At 53.2% G+C, this 17,719-nt stretch carries 16 protein-coding genes; 5 read left to right on the top strand and 11 right to left on the bottom strand.

What is annotated here, in order from left to right:
• Window positions 1-229: 229 nt before the first annotated feature.
• Window positions 230-1,261, top strand: coding sequence for an AraC family transcriptional regulator (locus tag FWJ25_RS04905; protein WP_149599154.1), 1,032 nt, complete (start codon window positions 230-232; stop codon window positions 1,259-1,261).
• On the opposite strand, the gene FWJ25_RS04900 is transcribed toward FWJ25_RS04905, so the two are convergent.
• The 5 genes from FWJ25_RS04900 to FWJ25_RS04880 form a co-directional block, all read right to left on the bottom strand.
• On the bottom strand, window positions 1,262-2,476 hold the full coding sequence (locus FWJ25_RS04900; protein ID WP_149599153.1) for an argininosuccinate synthase: 1,215 nt from the start codon (window positions 2,474-2,476) through the stop codon (window positions 1,262-1,264).
• Window positions 2,477-2,609: 133 nt separating this feature from the next.
• On the bottom strand, window positions 2,610-3,014 hold the full coding sequence (gene fliS / locus FWJ25_RS04895) for a flagellar export chaperone FliS (RefSeq protein WP_149599152.1): 405 nt from the start codon (window positions 3,012-3,014) through the stop codon (window positions 2,610-2,612).
• Window positions 3,015-3,082: 68 nt separating this feature from the next.
• On the bottom strand, window positions 3,083-4,663 hold the full coding sequence (fliD, locus tag FWJ25_RS04890) for a flagellar filament capping protein FliD (protein WP_306462852.1): 1,581 nt from the start codon (window positions 4,661-4,663) through the stop codon (window positions 3,083-3,085).
• Between the two features lie 25 nt (window positions 4,664-4,688).
• Window positions 4,689-5,114, bottom strand: coding sequence for a flagellar protein FlaG (locus tag FWJ25_RS04885; protein ID WP_149599151.1), 426 nt, complete (start codon window positions 5,112-5,114; stop codon window positions 4,689-4,691).
• 82 nt (window positions 5,115-5,196) lie between these two features.
• Window positions 5,197-6,024 (bottom strand): flagellin domain-containing protein, encoded by an 828-nt coding sequence (locus FWJ25_RS04880; protein WP_149599150.1) that lies wholly within the window; start codon window positions 6,022-6,024, stop codon window positions 5,197-5,199.
• Between the two features lie 373 nt (window positions 6,025-6,397).
• On the opposite strand from FWJ25_RS04880, the gene FWJ25_RS04875 reads away from it, so the two are divergent.
• Window positions 6,398-7,900 carry a flagellin N-terminal helical domain-containing protein gene (locus FWJ25_RS04875; protein ID WP_149599149.1) on the top strand — a complete coding sequence of 501 codons (1,503 nt, stop codon included), beginning with the start codon at window positions 6,398-6,400 and terminating at the stop codon, window positions 7,898-7,900.
• A 44-nt stretch (window positions 7,901-7,944) separates the two neighbouring features.
• On the opposite strand, the gene FWJ25_RS04870 is transcribed toward FWJ25_RS04875, so the two are convergent.
• Both FWJ25_RS04870 and FWJ25_RS04865 read right to left on the bottom strand, forming a co-directional pair.
• Window positions 7,945-8,271 (bottom strand): nucleotidyltransferase domain-containing protein, encoded by a 327-nt coding sequence (locus FWJ25_RS04870; protein ID WP_149599148.1) that lies wholly within the window; start codon window positions 8,269-8,271, stop codon window positions 7,945-7,947.
• The gene (locus FWJ25_RS04865) at window positions 8,258-8,689 is read right to left on the bottom strand and encodes a nucleotidyltransferase substrate binding protein (protein ID WP_149599147.1); all 432 of its coding nucleotides are present in this window, start codon (window positions 8,687-8,689) and stop codon (window positions 8,258-8,260) included. The genes FWJ25_RS04870 and FWJ25_RS04865 overlap by 14 nt, the downstream gene beginning before the upstream one ends.
• A gap of 169 nt (window positions 8,690-8,858) precedes the next feature.
• On the opposite strand from FWJ25_RS04865, the gene FWJ25_RS04860 reads away from it, so the two are divergent.
• Window positions 8,859-10,859, top strand: a complete 2,001-nt coding sequence (locus tag FWJ25_RS04860; protein ID WP_149599146.1) for a tetratricopeptide repeat protein — start codon at window positions 8,859-8,861, stop codon at window positions 10,857-10,859.
• 41 nt (window positions 10,860-10,900) lie between these two features.
• On the opposite strand, the gene sbcB is transcribed toward FWJ25_RS04860, so the two are convergent.
• The gene (sbcB, locus tag FWJ25_RS04855) at window positions 10,901-12,349 is read right to left on the bottom strand and encodes an exodeoxyribonuclease I (protein ID WP_149599145.1); all 1,449 of its coding nucleotides are present in this window, start codon (window positions 12,347-12,349) and stop codon (window positions 10,901-10,903) included.
• Window positions 12,350-12,396: 47 nt separating this feature from the next.
• The gene (locus tag FWJ25_RS04850; RefSeq protein ID WP_149599144.1) at window positions 12,397-13,278 is read right to left on the bottom strand and encodes a hypothetical protein; all 882 of its coding nucleotides are present in this window, start codon (window positions 13,276-13,278) and stop codon (window positions 12,397-12,399) included.
• 379 nt (window positions 13,279-13,657) lie between these two features.
• Here FWJ25_RS04850 and FWJ25_RS04845 point away from each other — a divergent pair, with 379 nt between their 5' ends.
• The gene (locus FWJ25_RS04845) at window positions 13,658-14,689 is read left to right on the top strand and encodes a response regulator (RefSeq protein ID WP_149599143.1); all 1,032 of its coding nucleotides are present in this window, start codon (window positions 13,658-13,660) and stop codon (window positions 14,687-14,689) included.
• A 4-nt stretch (window positions 14,690-14,693) separates the two neighbouring features.
• Window positions 14,694-15,653, top strand: coding sequence for a sensor domain-containing diguanylate cyclase (locus tag FWJ25_RS04840; RefSeq protein ID WP_149599142.1), 960 nt, complete (start codon window positions 14,694-14,696; stop codon window positions 15,651-15,653).
• Window positions 15,654-15,703: 50 nt separating this feature from the next.
• Here the strand turns inward: FWJ25_RS04840 and FWJ25_RS04835 are convergent, their stop codons facing one another.
• A complete protein-coding gene (locus FWJ25_RS04835) occupies window positions 15,704-16,072 on the bottom strand; it encodes a histone-like nucleoid-structuring protein, MvaT/MvaU family (RefSeq protein ID WP_149599141.1) in 369 nt (122 codons plus the stop codon).
• A gap of 200 nt (window positions 16,073-16,272) precedes the next feature.
• A complete protein-coding gene (locus FWJ25_RS04830) occupies window positions 16,273-17,676 on the bottom strand; it encodes an MBL fold metallo-hydrolase (protein ID WP_149599140.1) in 1,404 nt (467 codons plus the stop codon).
• Window positions 17,677-17,719 lie beyond the last annotated feature (43 nt).

Here is a 17,719-nt window from a genome sequence, read left to right as displayed (position 1 = left end):
ACAAACAGACAGGGATGACCGAAAGCCTTATTCTGCAATTGTGGATTTAAGCAGTATCCCCCATGGCGGAGGAGCCGAGTAGTACCTCCGCCGCCATATGGGGACACAATCCACCGGATTAACGAATTTTTCAGGCACTTTCGTTCTTTCCTAATTTGGGGTCAGCTTCTTAGCTGGCCTTTTTATTTTATACTCTCGCTACAATGACTCTAACAACAGCGAAGTAGCCATGACCTCCCTCGGAACAGCCTCGGTTTCTGCCCTGCGACAATATGTTCGGGCGGCTGAATCCTCTGGTATCGATACCAGCGCTCTCCTGACCAGTTCTGGCCTCAACCAGGCCACCCTGAACAGTGACGACGGCCGTATTGACGGGCGCCAGCTCCAACAGTTCATTCACCTTCTTGTCGAGCAAACCCATAACCCCATACTGGGGCTGGAAACCGGTGATTTCGTACAGCCCGGCACCTACAGCGTACTGGGCTATATCACCATGAGCTGCGCCACGCTTGGCGAAGCGGTTGCTCGCATCGCCCCTTTTGAGCGACTCGTGGGCGATATGGGAACAACCCGGCTTTCCGTGAGCGGCGACGAGATAAAACTATCCTGGCACTGCAACTACAACGACCCGGTTGTGCGCCCACAACTGGTCGACAACATTTTCTCCTCATGGATCACGTACGCCCGCTGGCTGGCTGACAACCGGACCGCCTCCCCCACCTCCGTGATGCTTCAGCGCCAGTCACCCGGCAAGGAATACGAACAGGCCTATCAGGAGCGATGGAATTGCCCGGTGTATTTTGGCGCCAGCGAGGACAGCGTCAGTCTCAAGAAAGCTCTGTTGGATACCCGACTGCGCCAGCCCGACCCAATGCTCCGCAAAACCCTGGAAGCCCATGCACTCACCCAGTTAGCTTCGCTGGATACAGACAGCGATCTTACATCCCAGGTCAAAAGCAGCATCCAGAAGCAGCTGGTGCACGGCATTACCCGGCAGGACATGGTGGCCGAAGAGCTGGGAATGACGAGCCGGACGCTGCAACGCAAGCTGAGCCAGGAAAAGGTGTCTTACCAGAAGCTGCTGGATGAGGTTCGCATGACAATGGCGGAGGATTATCTGCTTAACAGCGACTTGCCGATTCCCGAAATCGCTCTTCGATTAGGGTACAGCGAAACGACCTCATTCCACCGAAAATTCAAGGCCGTAAAACGCAAGACGCCCGGAGAGTTCCGGGCGTCGAGAGGCAAAGCGCAACGCTGATTACAGCTTATTGCGCCCTTTGCCGGCAGCAATACGCAGCCGCAGCGCGTTCAGCTTGATAAAGCCTTCAGCGTCTTTCTGATTGTAGGCGCCCTGATCTTCTTCGAAGGTTGCGATCTTCTCATCGAACAGAGAATCCTCAGACTTACGACCAACAACATCGACGTTGCCTTTGTAGAGCTTCAGACGAACGGTGCCGTTGACGTATTCCTGGGTGTTGTCGATCAGTGCCTGCAGCGCTTCACGCTCAGGAGACCACCAGTAGCCGTTATAGATCACTTCCGCATAACGCGGCATCAGGCTGTCTTTCAGGTGAGCCACTTCGCGGTCCAGAGTGATAGACTCAATGGCGCGGTGTGCACGCAGCATGATGGTTCCGCCCGGAGTTTCGTAGCAGCCACGGGACTTCATGCCCACGTAACGGTTCTCAACGATGTCCAGACGACCAATACCGTTGGCACCCGCCAGCTTGTTCAGAGTTTCCAGAACAACGTGCGCCTTCATCTCTTCACCATCGATGGCAACGATGTCACCTTTACGATAGGTCAGCTCGACGTAGGTCGGCTTATCCGGAGCGGCTTCCGGAGACACGCTCCAGCGCCACATATCTTCCTCGGCTTCGGACCATGGATCTTCCAGGTTCATGCCTTCGTAAGAGATGTGCAGCAGGTTGGCATCCATGGAGTACGGGCTCTTACCCTTCTTCATCTCAACCGGAATGTTGCGCTCTTCGCAGTAAGCCAGCAGTTTCTCACGGGAATTCAGATCCCACTCACGCCACGGTGCAATCACTTTCACACCCGGCTTGAGCGCGTAGGCACCCAACTCGAAACGAACCTGGTCATTACCTTTACCGGTCGCACCGTGGGAAATCGCGTCTGCGCCAGTTTCGTTGGCGATTTCAATCAGACGACGGGAAATCAGAGGACGGGCAATGGACGTACCCAGCAGGTACTCACCCTCATAGATGGTGTTAGCTCGGAACATCGGGAACACATAGTCGCGAACAAACTCTTCGCGCAGATCCTCGATGTAGATTTCCTTAACGCCCAGCGCTTCGGCTTTCGCACGCGCCGGCTCAACTTCCTCGCCCTGACCAATATCGGCGGTGAAGGTCACCACCTCACAGTTATAGGTATCCTGCAACCACCGAACGATTACGGAAGTATCCAGGCCACCGGAATAGGCCAGCACCACCTTTTTAATATCTGACATGCCCTTGCTCCAGACTGAACAGAATGGATGTATCGAAAATAAGGCGCATATTGTACGGGATGGCGGGGGGAATGGCTATAAAGCCCCACTGCGACGAAAGCAGCGGGGCCAGAACAAACGGACAGGAAGGAGGTTAGCCTGCGGTATGATTGGGCTGCTGGATGGCTTCTTCGCGGATGCCGTCCCAGCCTTCTTTGATGGAGCGCAGGAGGTCGAGAACTTCATCAAGCTTTGCCACGTCATTCCTGGCGCTCGCCTCAAGCAAAGTGCGCTCCATGTAGTCATATAGTCCCTCCAGCCGAACCGCCAGATCGCCGCCCTTCTCGAAGTCCAGAAAGCTACGAAGACCGCCGATGATCTCAATCGCCTTATTGAGCAGCTTCCCTTTGCCCTCATAGTCCTTAGCCTGGACCCGGGCTTTAGCCATGTTAATTCGCTCAATAGCACCGTTATACAGCAACTGGATCAGTTTATGCGGATCCGCGTCGGTGATACTGGTTTGGGTGTTTACGCGCTGGTATGCCTGTAACCCGTTCATATCAAACCTCTTTCAACAAATGGCCAAGTCTTTGTCGAGTGACCTTAACCAATCCTGCCTGTTAACGGTTATTCGCTAGAGCTTTGGGGCGCAATGGCCGCCAACTGCTGGGATACATAATTCCCCGTACTCTGAATTTGCGCTATCAGAGAATCAGCAGCCGAAAACTGCCTTATCAAGCGCTCTTCGTATGAAGCAATTCTATCATCCAGCCTGATTCTCTGATCACTGATGTTCTCCAGGGTTTTATTCAACCCATCAGTGCGATTATCCAGAAGCCCATCACTCTTAAGGAAACCGTCGAGAGACACTGCCATTTTAGCGGCGATCCCATCCCCGCTATCTGTTTCAGCAAACAGCGTCGTCAGGCTATCGGGATAACCCTGCAACTGATCCTTAAACAAGCTCTCATCAAACTCGAGCTTCCCGGTCGACGGATCCGTGGTAATACCAATATCGCCCAATGTACGGATCGGAGAATTTTCCAGGCCAGCCGGAATCGATGTCAGCATACCTCTCAGAGTATTCTGAATGCTCCGCACAGCAGAATCGCCACTTAGAACACCACCGACTCCGGAGCCGGAGTCAAAACCTGCAACTGAGCTAACGACATCCTGCAATTCATTGAACTTATCAATGAATGCCTGCACGCGCTCGGTAACAGCATCCGGATCCTGATCAACCTTGACGACCGAGGTACCAACGGACAACAGGTTGAACGTTACACCATCAATAACACCTTCAATCGTATTCCCCGGCTGAGTCACCTCGATGCCGTTAATGTTGAAGATCGCATCCTTGGCAACAACCGTCTCCTGCATGTTGCTGGTGACGCCATCAAACGCAAACTGAGAAAGGCCGGAGGCGTTAGTGTTGTCTCCGTCACTATCCGTCACAGAAACCTGCACCGCATTCGCTGTACCGCTTTCATCCGCAGACAACACAAGTTTGAATCCGGAGCCGGTATCGATAACGCTGGCAGAAACCCCCGCATTGGAATCATTGATCGCGGCCGCAAGCCCATCGAGGGTATTATTCGACCCATCAACGGTGATATCCGTTACGGTGCCGCCAACATTCAAGCTAAGGGTGCCGGTGCCGACCGCTGTGGTATCCCTGTCGGCAAAACTAGCGGACGCAAGAGACTGGGCCTGAGCCAACTGCTGAACATCCAAGCTATAAGAACCACGGCTGGCGCTGGACACATCAACAGAAGCTGTGGCGACGCTTTCGTTGGAACTCGAACCAACAAAGGCACGCATGCTGTCAATATCGCTCAAAGCATCCAACGGCTCCTTCAAAGCCTCCAGAGCACTGCTGATTTTACCGTATGCGGATATTTCAGCTTCAGCCTCAGCCTGCCGCTGATTCAGCCGCAGTTCCGCTGGAGCACGCTCCGCACTGACAAGCTGATTCACAAGATCATTTGTGAACAGGCCTGAACCTGCCCCGAGCGATGATATGGATGCCATGGTAACTGCCTCCTGAAAGGCGTCTCTGCGACTTGATAAGGTTAACGGCAAAAACCGGCAAAACTTTGCCTCAAGCAGCAAATAAAATGTTACGAAACGTAATTTCCGCGCACTTAAACGGGCACGCCGCCGGACCCTGCCAGGGTGCGGCGGCGCCGAAATACCGTCACTTAACATGCTGCCGACAAGGCGGCAATGAGATTCAGACCTCTATGTTAAATAACGTCAGCGGTTCATCCTGCTGCAACTTCTCTGCCAACCTCAATGCCACTTCATCAGGAATCTGACGGATGACCTCCTGGGTTTCCTGATCAACGACTCGCACAATCGTCTCTCCCAGGTCGTTGTCGACCTCGAACTGCAAATCACGCCGAACACTCTGAACATAGTCGTTGAGCCTGGACACCGCTTGGTCCAGATGCTCAGCCGACCTGCCTTTTGCATTCGCGGATTCCGATGCATCCTGCACCCTGGAAACCTGCACGACGCCAGCCGGACTTCCCGAACCAGCAACTTGAGCGGGGGCATTACTGCCTTCGTTCTGAGGAGACGCACCAGCCCGCGCCGAAGCCTGCCCACCGGCTGTTACCAGCTTCAAGCCCGAGCCATTCAGGTTCACGTCATTCATAGCTTTACCTCGCTATCCTCTAAACGGCGTTAAGCCGGCCCTTCTCTTACGGAAAGGGCCGGCGATCACCGCGCTGTCTCAATTACTGCAGGAGAGACAGAACCTGGTTAGGACGGGCATTGGCCTGCGCCAGAACAGAAATACCTGCTTGCTGGAGCACGTTCGACTTAGCCAACTTGGCGCTCTCTGCCGCGAAGTCCGCATCCAGAATCCGGCTATTAGCCGCACTCATATTTTCAATCGAGGTACCCAGGTTAGCAATTGTACTCTCGAATCGATTTTGAACAGCACCCAACTTACCTCTGAACTCGTTAACTTTAGTCAGCGCAGCATCAACCTTATCGATCTCCGCACCAATAGTCGCATTATCCCCAGTTACAGCCAGCCCATTCACCGTCAGAGTGGTTGTATCCATTTTGTTTCCGCTCAGATCAATAGAGATCTTCTCGCCACTGTTAGCACCAACCTGAAAATCGATAGCGGTCGCCGGACCATTCAGAACCTGAACACCATTAAAGCTTGTGTCAGTTACCAAACGATCAATTTCCGCTAAACGATCGGTCACTTCTTGCTGGAGAGCCGCCTTGTCTTCAGTGCTATTGGTTCCGTTCGCAGCCTGTACTGCGAGTTCACGGATACGCTGAAGGTTATTAGTCACCTCGTTCAAAGCACCTTCAGCAGTTTGAGCCAGTGAAATACCATCATTGGCATTACGCTGAGCTACTGTCAGCCCCCGAATCTGCGCATCGAAGCGGGTGGAAATTGCCATACCTGCCGCGTCATCTTTTGCCGAGTTAATCCGCAAACCAGAAGAAAGGCGCTGCAGAGCCTGATCAGAAAGACTCTGAGAACGACCCAATTGGTTCTGAGCGTTAAGAGATGCGACGTTAGTGTTGATACCGAGAGCCATAGTACTTCCCCTTCGACATATGTCGTTATTTCATGGAAAAGGTCTGGCGCCCGATTTTTTGGTTGGTAGCGCCGCCCTGTTACTCCACTTAACGGCACCAGCTTTCTGACCTTTAGAGAAATTTAAAGAAACTTTGTAAAGGAATGTAAAACCGGCAATTCGCTGCCTTCATTGTGCCAAAGAATCGGCAAAGCAGGCCACCGACGATCCGTCACTCAAGCCCAGCGCTAAAAACAACTATCTGTTTTTAATTAATTATTTTATCGATGGCACACACTTCGCCTTTATTCCTGCAAACGACATTCTTTTGCCGGCATCCGCGAAATCCAGAGTTAATCGCTGATCCTGGCTTTCAGGAGCAGGGAGATAAACCATGCCACAAATCATTAACACCAACATTGCATCACTCAATGCACAGCGCAACCTGAATACATCTCAGCGTGATGCAGACACGACTCTTCAGAGACTGTCGTCAGGTTTGCGTATCAACTCAGCAAAAGATGACGCTGCCGGGCTTGCCATCTCAGAAAGGTTTACCTCACAGGTACGAGGCCTGAATCAGGCGATCAGAAACGCCAACGACGGTATATCTCTGGCCCAGGTTGCTGAGGGAGCGCTAGGAGAATCCAGCAACATTATCCAGCGAATGCGGGAACTTGCCGTTCAGTCTGCAAACGCTACCAACTCAGCCTCAGACCGCCAGGCATTGCAAGCAGAAGTAAATCAGCTCAAAGACGAGCTGGAAAGAATCGCAACGACCACTGAATTCAACGGGCTCGCGCTTCTGGATGGCACGTTCCAGGCTCAGAAATTCCAGGCCGGAGCCAACGAAAACCAAACGATATCCGTATCCATCACAGGCACCCGCGTTGATTCACTCGCCAACAACACCGTTAGCGAGGCAAACGCGACCGCGGAGCAAGGAACAGGTTCAGCCACAGCAGCTCAAGCCGCTCCGGCCCCTACTCAAAATACGATAGGAGCACAGACGGTCACGATCTCCAGCTCCCTGGACAGCCAGGATGTGACTGTAGAGGCTGGCGACACCGCTGAGGAAATCGCTGCAGCGATCAATGCAACGGCAAGTACCACCGGTGTAACAGCCTACGCACGCACCACCGCAACGCTCTCATCACTGGGCGGCGTTGGAACAGTGTCCATGACACTCGGCAGTGGCGGCCAAACATCTACAATCTCCGCCCAGATTTCAGATGTTAACGATCTGTCCCCCCTAGCACGGGAAATTAACGCCGCGAGTGGCCAGACAGGGATTACAGCCGAGGTAAAAGACGGGACACTAACCCTTATTCAGGAAAATGGTCGTGATATCGTTCTTGAAGATTTCACCACTAATGCGACTCTCAATACCGTCAATTTCCAGGGTAGCGCAGATACCGCGGCCACACCGCTAACCAGCGGGGCAGCGAACAGCATTCGCGCAAGCGGCGAGCTGACATTCGATTCAGCCGTCAGCTTTGCCGTATCCTCATCCGCAACGGCGGGATCAGGCAGCATTATCAACAATGCAACTGCCAGCGTAGCCGTGGGATCAGAACCGGAAACCGTTGCCGAAGTCGACATCAGCACTGTTGAAGGTTCAACCAGCGCACTCTCTATTCTGGACGCCGCTCTGGAAACCATCAGCGGGATCCGTGCCGACCTCGGTGCCGTCCAGAACCGCCTGGAATCCACCATTGCAAACCTGAGCACCACGTCCGAAAACCTGTCGGCAGCCCGTTCCAGGATTCAGGATGCCGACTTCGCAGCAGAGTCTGCGGAGCTGGCTCGCACCCAGGTACTCCAGCAAGCCGGCCTTTCCGTGCTTGCCCAGGCAAATGCCCGCCCACAGCAGGTTCTGCAGTTGCTCCAGGGTTAAGTTTTACGCCCTGACAAAATGGCCGGGCAATTGCCCGGCCATTTTTATTTTACCCGAATTCCTACCCGCGTTACGTGATCTAATAACGCCCGGTTATCAACCTGATGCTCAAGAACAAGATCTACCTTCCAGGGAAGCAACAACTCATCCACTTCGCATTCAATCTGAGTAAACTCCTCCCACGAGAGGTCCGGCGCAGTCAGCATCAAATCAATATCTGAATTCGGACGGTAGTTACCCTTAGCCCGGGAGCCAAACAGCGTTACAGCCTCGACCGTTTTATGCGCCTCCAACACCACCTTCAGTTGCTTCATCACATAGGGCGGAAGGCCAACACTTTCATCAGTTACAACGAGCTCAGGCGAGGCCATGCTTCTCAGCCTCCCCATTCATTCGGTTTTGCAAGCTCTCAAACAGCGCCCGATAAGACCCCACAATGTTATTCAGAATTTCACGAGCTGTTTCTTCATTATAGGTATGGGAGGTGCGGTTTCGGTCCTTCAGCATTCGCATCCAACCTTCGCCGTCCTCAATCAAACTGCTGGCAAACGCTTCCCGAATAGCATCCCTGGAACCCACGATGTCGGCATTACCTTGCCAGCGCAAATAATCACGGAGCACATTCCAGGCAAGCTCATAGGTATATTCAAAGGCCTGGATTAACCCCTGCTTTTCCAGATCCGAGAGCTCTCTCGAAGCGGACAGCGCAATACCACTATCCAGCTGTCTGTAGGCTTTTTTGAAGTTTTCAAATCGCTGCAACCAGCGAACATCCTGCTCTTGCGCCATATCCATTCTCACTGTCGACTTATCACATAGATTAACACAGGCACCGAAATCAACGCAGTGACTACTCATTGGCACGCCTTTCGCTATATCCCTCCATAACAGCAGCACGAACGTCAAAACTGCAGATTTTTGCCGCTCCCATTAAACGGCAGATTCCAAGAGGTGTCCCATGCAAGCACAGCATCACATTCAGCAAACCAGAGGCCAGCAGGCCGATGCCGCACGGCAGTTGCTCCAGGCTAACGAGGCCTACCGGGTTTCAAACGATCCGGCGCTGAGCCACATCAGCCGATTGAAGGCTCGGGCAGAATGCCGCAGTTACCTGCAGCAGTCACTCGAACTGGAGCCGAACAGTGCCATGGCTCTGGGTTTGCTGGGGCGGGTTGAGATGGACGATGGGCGGCTCGACAAAGCTCAGGAACTGTTCAATGCGAGCCTGGATGCGAACCCCGAGCAGCCTCAACAGTTCACAAACCTCGGTTATTGGGCGCTCAAGACCGAACGCCCTGCTCTGGCTGAACAGTATTTCCTGCAAGCGTTGGAGCTCGACCGGCAATCGGCGGCCGCTTTTTGTGGTGTGGCACATGCCAAGAGGCTTCAGGGCCAGTTCGACGTTGCGTACCTCCACTACCGCAAGCTTCTCGAGACCGGTGCCGAGTGGGAATCTGTCTACAGCGGTATGCTTTCCTGCGCGCAGCACCTTGAAGTGAAGAAAGCAGATTCAGCACTGGCGCTGGATGCCATTGCGCTTCTCAGCCGTCCAGGCTTACCCCATCAGGAACTTGGCCGATTCGTCGGAGCCATCATCCATCAGCAATATGATCTGGACAACCCGGATGCCCAGATCCTGCTGGAGGCGGCGTCAGAAGATGAGTTACTGATTCTGGCCCTGCAGAAAACACTGATGCCCAACCCTGCGATCGAAGAGCTCGTTGCCCTCTTGCGCCGTGCGGTACTGGCAGAAGTAGCTCATACAGTCGAGCTGCGGGACGAACTGCAGGCATTGGCATTGGCGATCGGTGAGTACGCCAACCGGACCGGTTTCGCACTGTGTGCAGAAGATGATGAAGAGCGCCTGATTCTGGCCATCAACGAAAGCCTCAAGGCGCAGTTCGCTATGGGCGAACCTCAAGACGCCCTGGCCGGATCTCTGATAATCAGTGCCATGTACGGAGCCCTGTTCCACCAGGACGTTGCCGTGCAATTAGGCCAATGGGCTCTGACGGATTGGCCTCTGGGCCTTCAGCCGTTGCTTGCCGCCAGCTACTACGACCGTGCAAGCGAAGAAGCCATTAAACAGAACTTTGATGAGAAGGCGGACGAACTTTGCCTGGACAAAGTCGATGTTCCTCAGGCATGGCCCACATGGTCACAGCTGGCCTATCGAACCGGATCAAGCCTGAAGCGCCTGATGGCCTCGGAGCTTAAACTTGGCACCGATCATCTGCCGGAGACACTGCGGATCATGGTTTGCGGCGCCCAGTCCGGGCAAAGGGCAATGGAACTGGCCCGCTACCTTGATGATGTAGAGGTGATTGCGGTCGACGAGTCCCTGGCAAACATTGCCAGGGCAACCCGGATGGCAGCAGACATGGACCTGAACAATATTGTGTTCTGGCCCTGGTCTATCGCCCAGCACTTTATCGCAGACGGCCATCAGGTTCATTGGATTGAAGTTGGCCGAATGCCCTCCCCTGCCATGACCGAACTGTCTCTCGCCGCTCTGGTTTCTGAGGCTACGGGCACCGGCGCAGTGGTTCACATGCACACCAGTATTGCGGAACAGACAAAAGGCGACCGACAGATCCGCCGGTTGATTGCCGAGCACGGGCTCCAGCCAACACGGAGTGCACTGAAGCAATTACGCCGGATGGTGATGACTAACCGCCAGGATTCCGTCTGGCAGGAATTGCTGGCCGATGATGATTTCTACACCCTTGGCGGATGTCGTGATCGCTGGTTCCAGCCGCAGGATACAGCACAGTTCCGGGAACTGATGGGGCTGGTAAGCAATGAGGTGGACTGGAAACTGATCAAAGCCCGGGATACAGACGGCCACAGTCTGGCAACGCTTCCTGTGCAGAAACAGATTCAGGCGGAAGCGCTGGGCAACGAAGTACAAAGCCTGACCGGACAAGGGCTAAGCGTTTACTTCACCAAACGACGCTGAGTAGATATGGGGACAGACTTAAGTCTGTCCCCATGCGTAGTTCACATGTAAGGAATCAACGATTCCCCATACAGATGAAGATCCTCGAGAATCTGTTGCTTCTCCGGAGTCAGTTCCGGGTCGGCAGCGAGCCGTTGCAGCTCCTGTCCATACGCTTCCAGGGACCGCCATCCCTTCTTCGGATGCATAAGCCGTTGAGATCGGAAGGACTCCCAGCGCTCCATCTCCTCCCCAATCAGGGTGCCCGGGAAATTCCGCGCCCGGTATCGGAACAGCATTTCGGGCAGCCGATCATCGTCGAAGCGCACATCCTGTTCGCCAAGACTTTCAACAGGTTGCTGAACCAGCCAGTTCAGTTTCTCCCGATCCGTTTTACTCATGAACCCGCCAGCGTATAGCTGCTCATCCGGATCCGTCAGATCACTGCCCTCAAAGCTTTGGTCGAAGGCCTGTGCAATACGTGCAGGCAGGTCTGTGGCCTTACGCAATTTTGCGAGATTTTCACGCAACAGATTGCCATCCAACTCCAACTCAGACAGCCTCTCTTTCGACAGTGTGGACAGCATGTTGGCCGGGGCCAGCACCGGGCATTTGTTCAACTGAACGCCCTTCAGGGGAAATCTGCTCACACCTTCTCCCAGCTCTGCCTGAGAGGTAAACACTCGCTCACGAATCTGTTCCGGTGATGCCTGAATCAATTCTTCGGGATCTTCCCGAAGATCGTAGACGATCACGAGATTCTTGTTAGTGGGGTGTTCTGCAACAGGGGCCACCAGCGCACAACATCCCCGGCTGGCGGGGTATTTCGCCGAAATATGAAAGACCGGCTTCATCGTGCCGGTATCCAGCATTCCCCGTGCGGAATGCTTGTCTTTGTTCTGTAGTACAAAGTCGAACAGTTTCGGCTGCTTTTCCTTGATCAGCCGCGCAACCGCAATCGTGGCTTCCACATCGGACATCGCATCATGGGCACTTTCGTGAGCAATACCATTGGCCACGGTCAGCTCTTCGAGACGAAAACTCGGGCTGCCATCTTCTTTTCTCGGCCAGTTGATGCCATCCGGGCGCAACGCATAGGTCAACCGCACCATGTCGATTATGTCCCACCGGGAGTTTCCGTTCTGCCACTCCCTCCCGTAAGGGTCCCGGAGATTGCGATAGAGTGTGTGGCGAGTGACCTCATCATCAAAACGGAGACTATTGTAGCCGACCACACAGGTTCCCGGCTGACTGAAGGCTTCGTTGATCTGAGCAATAAACTCGGCCTCGGGATACCCGTCTTCCAGTGCCTTCTGGGGGGTAATTCCTGTGATCAGGCAAGCTTCGGGAGATGGCAGATAATCGTCTGCTGGTTTGCAGTACATGACCAGGGGGTCTTCGATGATATTCAGATCCGCATCGGTACGGATACCGGCAAACTGGGACGGGCGGTCATGGACCGGGTCCACACCGAAGGTTTCGTAGTCATGCCAGTAAAACGAGCGGATCAAGGTAAAACTCCTGCCTGATAGGTTTCAATGCTGCAGGAGTTTAACACTTAAAACAGCTTCGCCCCCAAATCGGTCTGATGGGTGCGTAGCCGGGAAATACCATTACTGCTCGTCAGCTGTCCGAGGTCTACCTGCATGCTGCTCGGCAGGTTGATATAGACACCCTGCCCTGCATTGATGACATTCGCTCCATCCGGGCTTTGCCACTCCACATCTTCACGCTGGAATCCGATAAAGAAGTCATCCGTATACCCGGTGGTACCATCACCATTGTCGGTGCCCACGATGATCGACTGGAGATGGCTCAGAGGGGCGCAGTTGGTCCCCGCTGAACAGTCAGCCGAGCCATCATTAATGCCAATGTGGGTGGCTCGATAGTCCGTTGCCTGGGTATTGGCATCAAACAGCGTCGCCGCGTGAGATACTCCGGCACCGTCCACGAGTGTGACACCAATATTACCACTGAAACTGGAGGTAACCGACGAGACCGATCCCCGTGCTTGCTGGAACCCCATCCGGAAACCAGCCAATTCCTGGCCCGTGGGATCTTCTGCCAGTTCGATGTAGGGCTGAACCGCTTCGAAAGGAACCGTCTCGCCCTCGGCATAGGTATTGCCGTCGTATTGGACGGTCGTCCCATCTCTGGAAATATGGCCAAGCGCAACGTAAGTAGCGGAAAAATCCGACCCACCGTTGATAGTGCCCGCCTGGATGTCGTCGATATTTACCCGGGTTTGCACATCCACGCCCAGAGTCATGCGGGTAAATTCGTGGTTCGGCCCCGGAATATTCTCGACCTGCATAAATGCCTGCCCAGTCACATCGCCCATGGCTTCATCCGAAATGGGCCTGAGTTCTGCCAGGGCAACGGGCGCCATACCCAGACAGGAAATGACCAGGGCAGCGTATCCATACGCATGCTGCTTCATAGCAAATGTCTCTGATTAGTGTTGTTAGAGTCCGTTTCCGACGCCCGACTCTTCCACCAGCAGGCTTATTCTTGGTTTTACCGTGTCTGGCGGGCGGCCTTTCTTTTTGTTACTCAATGTTTCCTGTTGGCCACAAATGCACTATATCTGAGGCAACGCAGCCAATAGCGTGAATATCATCACATTCACTGGTGACAAACGATTAATCGTGAGCCAAGTTTGACTTTACTCACAGAAAAGAAGCCGATAGAGCAACGCAGACGTTGATCAGTGAATACGTGATGTAGCCTATGTGTACATGAATGCAGCCACTGTTATACTTTGCTGCTTATTGAATACAGGTTTTCATATTGACCACTCACCCGGCACGGCAACACGCATGACCACCGGCATTCTTATCTGCGATGACTCCGCACTTGCCAGAAAACAGATGGCGAGGGCTTTACCAGACATTCTTGCAGCCAATATCCAGTTTGCAGAAAACGGAAGAGAAGCCCTCGACAAGCTGAGGCGTCATGAAGCCGAGCTTCTGTTTCTAGACCTGAATATGCCGGAGATTGACGGCTATCAGGTACTCGAGATCATACGCCAGGAAGATCTTCCGGTTCTCACCATCGTGGTGTCAGGCGATATCCAGCCTGAGGCCCGTGAACGCGTTCAGAAACTTGGCGCCATCGATTTCATCAAGAAGCCTACTGAAACCGGCATCGTACTCTCCCTGCTCAGGGAGTATGGATTCTACAGTCCGAGTGACCTTGAAGATTCAGCGCTGAATGACTGCGCGCTGAAAGATAACCGGGGCAGCCATTCCGCCGAGATTTCAGTGCCCCTGAATGACTATCTTCAGGAAATATCCAACGTAGCCATGGGACGATCGTCAGATCTCCTCGCTCGATTGCTCAGGGTGTTTGTTAAACAACCGATTCCCAAGGTCGCCTTTATTGCAAATTCCGAACTGCACATGGCGATATCCGCTGCCCAGCAAGACGATACATACTCTGCGGTCTGCCAGGGCTTTACCGGGGCAGGCATCGCAGGGGAAGCCTTACTCCTTTTTGCAGACGCCAGCTTCGGCGAAATGGCGGAAATGTTGCACTACGACTCCGTGGAGGGAGCAGCGGTTAATGTCGAAGTTCTTATGGACATGTCCAGCATTCTGTTTGGGGCATTTCTCAAAGGGATCGGCGATCAACTGGATCTCAAACTCGGGCTGGGCCACCCAACCGTACTCGGACAACATCGCCAGATTAACGAACTGCTGGAACATCACAGCGGCCGGGATGAGCAACTGCTCTGTATAGAAATCAGCTATGAGCTTGAAGATCGCAACATTCAATGCGATATGCTCGTGCTGTTAACGGAAGACTCGGTACCCTACCTGGAACAACGCCTCGAATACCTTACGGACTGATCCTATGCCGATGACTCACACCGAACTGAACGAATTCCACTGGCTGGCCGACATGCTGGAATCGGTTGAGGTTGGCCTGGTGGTACTGGACCTGGATTTCCGGGTTCAGGCCTGGAACGGCTTTATGGAAAATCACAGCGGCATTACCGCCAGCAAAATCCGTGATCAGGTCCTGTTTGATGTTTTTCCAGACATCCCTGAAGCCTGGCTGACACGGAAGGTCGATGCGGTTGCCATGCTGAAGACCCGTGCTTTTACCTCCTGGGAGCAGCGCCCTTACCTGTTCAGGTTCCGGAACACCCGACCAATCACAGGCACCGAAGCCTATATGTTCCAGAACCTGACCATCAGCCCTCTCTCCGGAAGTACCGGGGAGGTCGAGAAAGTGTGCCTGATGGTGTATGACGTCACGGACATCGCTACCGGCAAGCGGGCCCTGGAACGGGCCAATGAGCAACTGGCGAAACTCAGCATGACCGACCGCCTGACCGGGCTTCAGAACCGGGGAACCTGGGAAAACCTGGTGGATGCTGAATATGAGCGATATCGCCGATATGGACACACCACATCACTGGTCATGTTCGATATTGATCATTTCAAGAACGTAAACGATACCTATGGACATCTCGCAGGTGATGAAGTCATAAAACATGCAGCGCACCTGACTCGACATAATCTCCGACAATCAGACAGTGCTGGACGTTATGGCGGTGAGGAGTTCGGGATAATTCTACCGGAGACGGATGCCGAGGGCGCCAGTATCATCTGCGAACGCATTCGGGAATCAATTGAACAGAGCATTGTGGATACAACCGCAGGCAATATTCAATACACCATCAGCATGGGTATTGCTCAATTAACAGACACACCCGAAAACTACATGCAATGGATGCAACAGGCGGACAATGCTCTTTACTCAGCGAAAGAAGCCGGCCGAAATCGCGTGATCGTATTTCAATCATAAAAAAGCCCGGCAAATGCCGGGCCTTTTAAAACCGTTACACGCTAAGGATATTAATCCTGCTGCCAGCTCTGAACAGCTTCCTTACCGTGCTTCTCACGCCACTCATTCAGAGTTTTGTGGTTACCGCCACGAGTTTTAACAACCTCGCCAGTATGCGGGTTTTTGTAGGTCTTCATAGGACGCTTGGCGCGAGTACCCGCCGCTGCTTCAACCTTGACGCCACCGATAGAAGGATCAATCGCGGACAGAATCTGCAGTACGTCTTTCGGTGATTTATCATATTCCTTCATCAAATCACGAACTTTATTTTCAAACTCCAGTTCGCCTTTCAGAGCCTGGTCTTTTTCAAGCTGTTCCAGCTCTGCAGCAAGCTTTTCCATAAGCTGTTTTTTCTGGTAGTAATCGTTAATCTTTGCCATGGAATTAAAACCTTAATCAATGAAGGGTTTTAAAAAATAAAATAGGAATTTGACCAAAAGTCGAGGTAATAATAAACAACATTTAAAGATGGGGCAAATTATTTAATTTACGCTTGGTTAATAATGAACCTCACCAGCTACCATCATATCTTTCACCCTGATTTTTTTTATTGGGGCACCGGCCGAATAGATTATTTTACCTAATGCTCTGGAATTATTATGTCCGTAGAACCGAGTGATTGGAAACATTTCCTAAGCGCCTGTTTGGCACTGGTATCTCCATGAACCAACCGGATTTCCCGCGGGAGAACGTCTATTCCAGACACGAACCTGACTAAATCAGACTGTCCTGCATGAGCCGAATAGCCCCCAACCTGATGCACACCAGCCTGAATAGTATAGCGCTCGCCATCGAGCTCTACCCATCCTCCCTTTGGCCCGTATGAAAGTATGTCCCGCCCTGGAGTGCCCGCCGCCTGATAGCCAACAAACAAGACATCATTACGTGTATCACCCAGCAATGCCTTCAGATAGTTCACCACACGACCACCGGCACACATTCCGGAACCAGCCAACACAACGCATGGCCGGTGAGACCTGGCAAGATACTCAACTGCGTTCAAATGGTCCTGGTGGGAGTCAATGACCGTCAGTTGCTCAAATGACAGCGGATGGCGCCCTTTCGCCACCAAGCTCAGGGCTTCATTGTCCCAAAAGGGCTTGAGGTCCCTGTAAATTCGCGTGAAATCTGCAGCCAACGGCGAATCCACTACAACCTCGAGGTCCCGCCAAGGCAGCTCAGGAGCAACCGGCTGACTGCCAAATTGATGGATCAGTCCTTCCAGTTCGTAGAGCAACTCCTGCGTTCGACCAATACTGAACGCCGGTATCAGGACCGTTCCGCCATCGGCCAAAGCGTGTTTCAGAATACTCTTGAGACGGAAACGCCGGCCTTCCCTATCTTCGTGATTCTTGTCGCCGTAGGTGCTTTCAATGACTAACCGGTCAGCCCGTTCAGGAGATACAACATCCCGTAGCAAAGGGGAATGTGAGGCTCCCAGGTCGCCGCTGAAGACTATTCTCTCCCCCACCCCGTCGGAAACCGCATCACACTCAATATAGGCCGATCCCAGAATATGCCCAGCAGACTGGAGCCTGATATCCAGTGACGAGTGATCGGAAAATACCCTTTGCCACTGATTGTATGGAAGCGGAACCAGTCGGGAACGAATCAGGTCCAGGAACTTTTCAATGAGCCTGCGATCGCGGGTAAATCCAATTTTCAGCGCATCTTCGAGAATCTCGGGAAGCATGATGGCGGAGGGCTGCGAACAATAAATAGGGCCGTCAAATCCTGCGGCCAAAAGGTATGGAATACGGCCCACGTGGTCGATATGGACGTGGGTAACCACCAATGCCTTGATGTGGCCAATGGGAAAACCGATCGCGAGATCTGAGGCACTGCCATCGCGCCCCTCCTCCTGCCCCTGAAACAGGCCACAATCTATGAGGATACCGGACTTGTCGGTGCCAGAACCAAGCGTGAGCTCATGGCAGGAGCCGGTGACGCCGGTGGTGGCGCCATGGTGGTTAATTTCGATCATGGACGAACATCCTTGTTTGCCCGGAACAATCCTTATTTAAAGG

It is taken from the genome of Marinobacter salinexigens, from assembly GCF_008370345.1.
In the GTDB taxonomy this organism is placed as follows: Bacteria; Pseudomonadota; Gammaproteobacteria; order Pseudomonadales; family Oleiphilaceae; genus Marinobacter; species Marinobacter salinexigens.
Note: the sequence above shows the minus strand (reverse complement) of the source record. Positions and strands in the feature narration are given on the sequence as shown.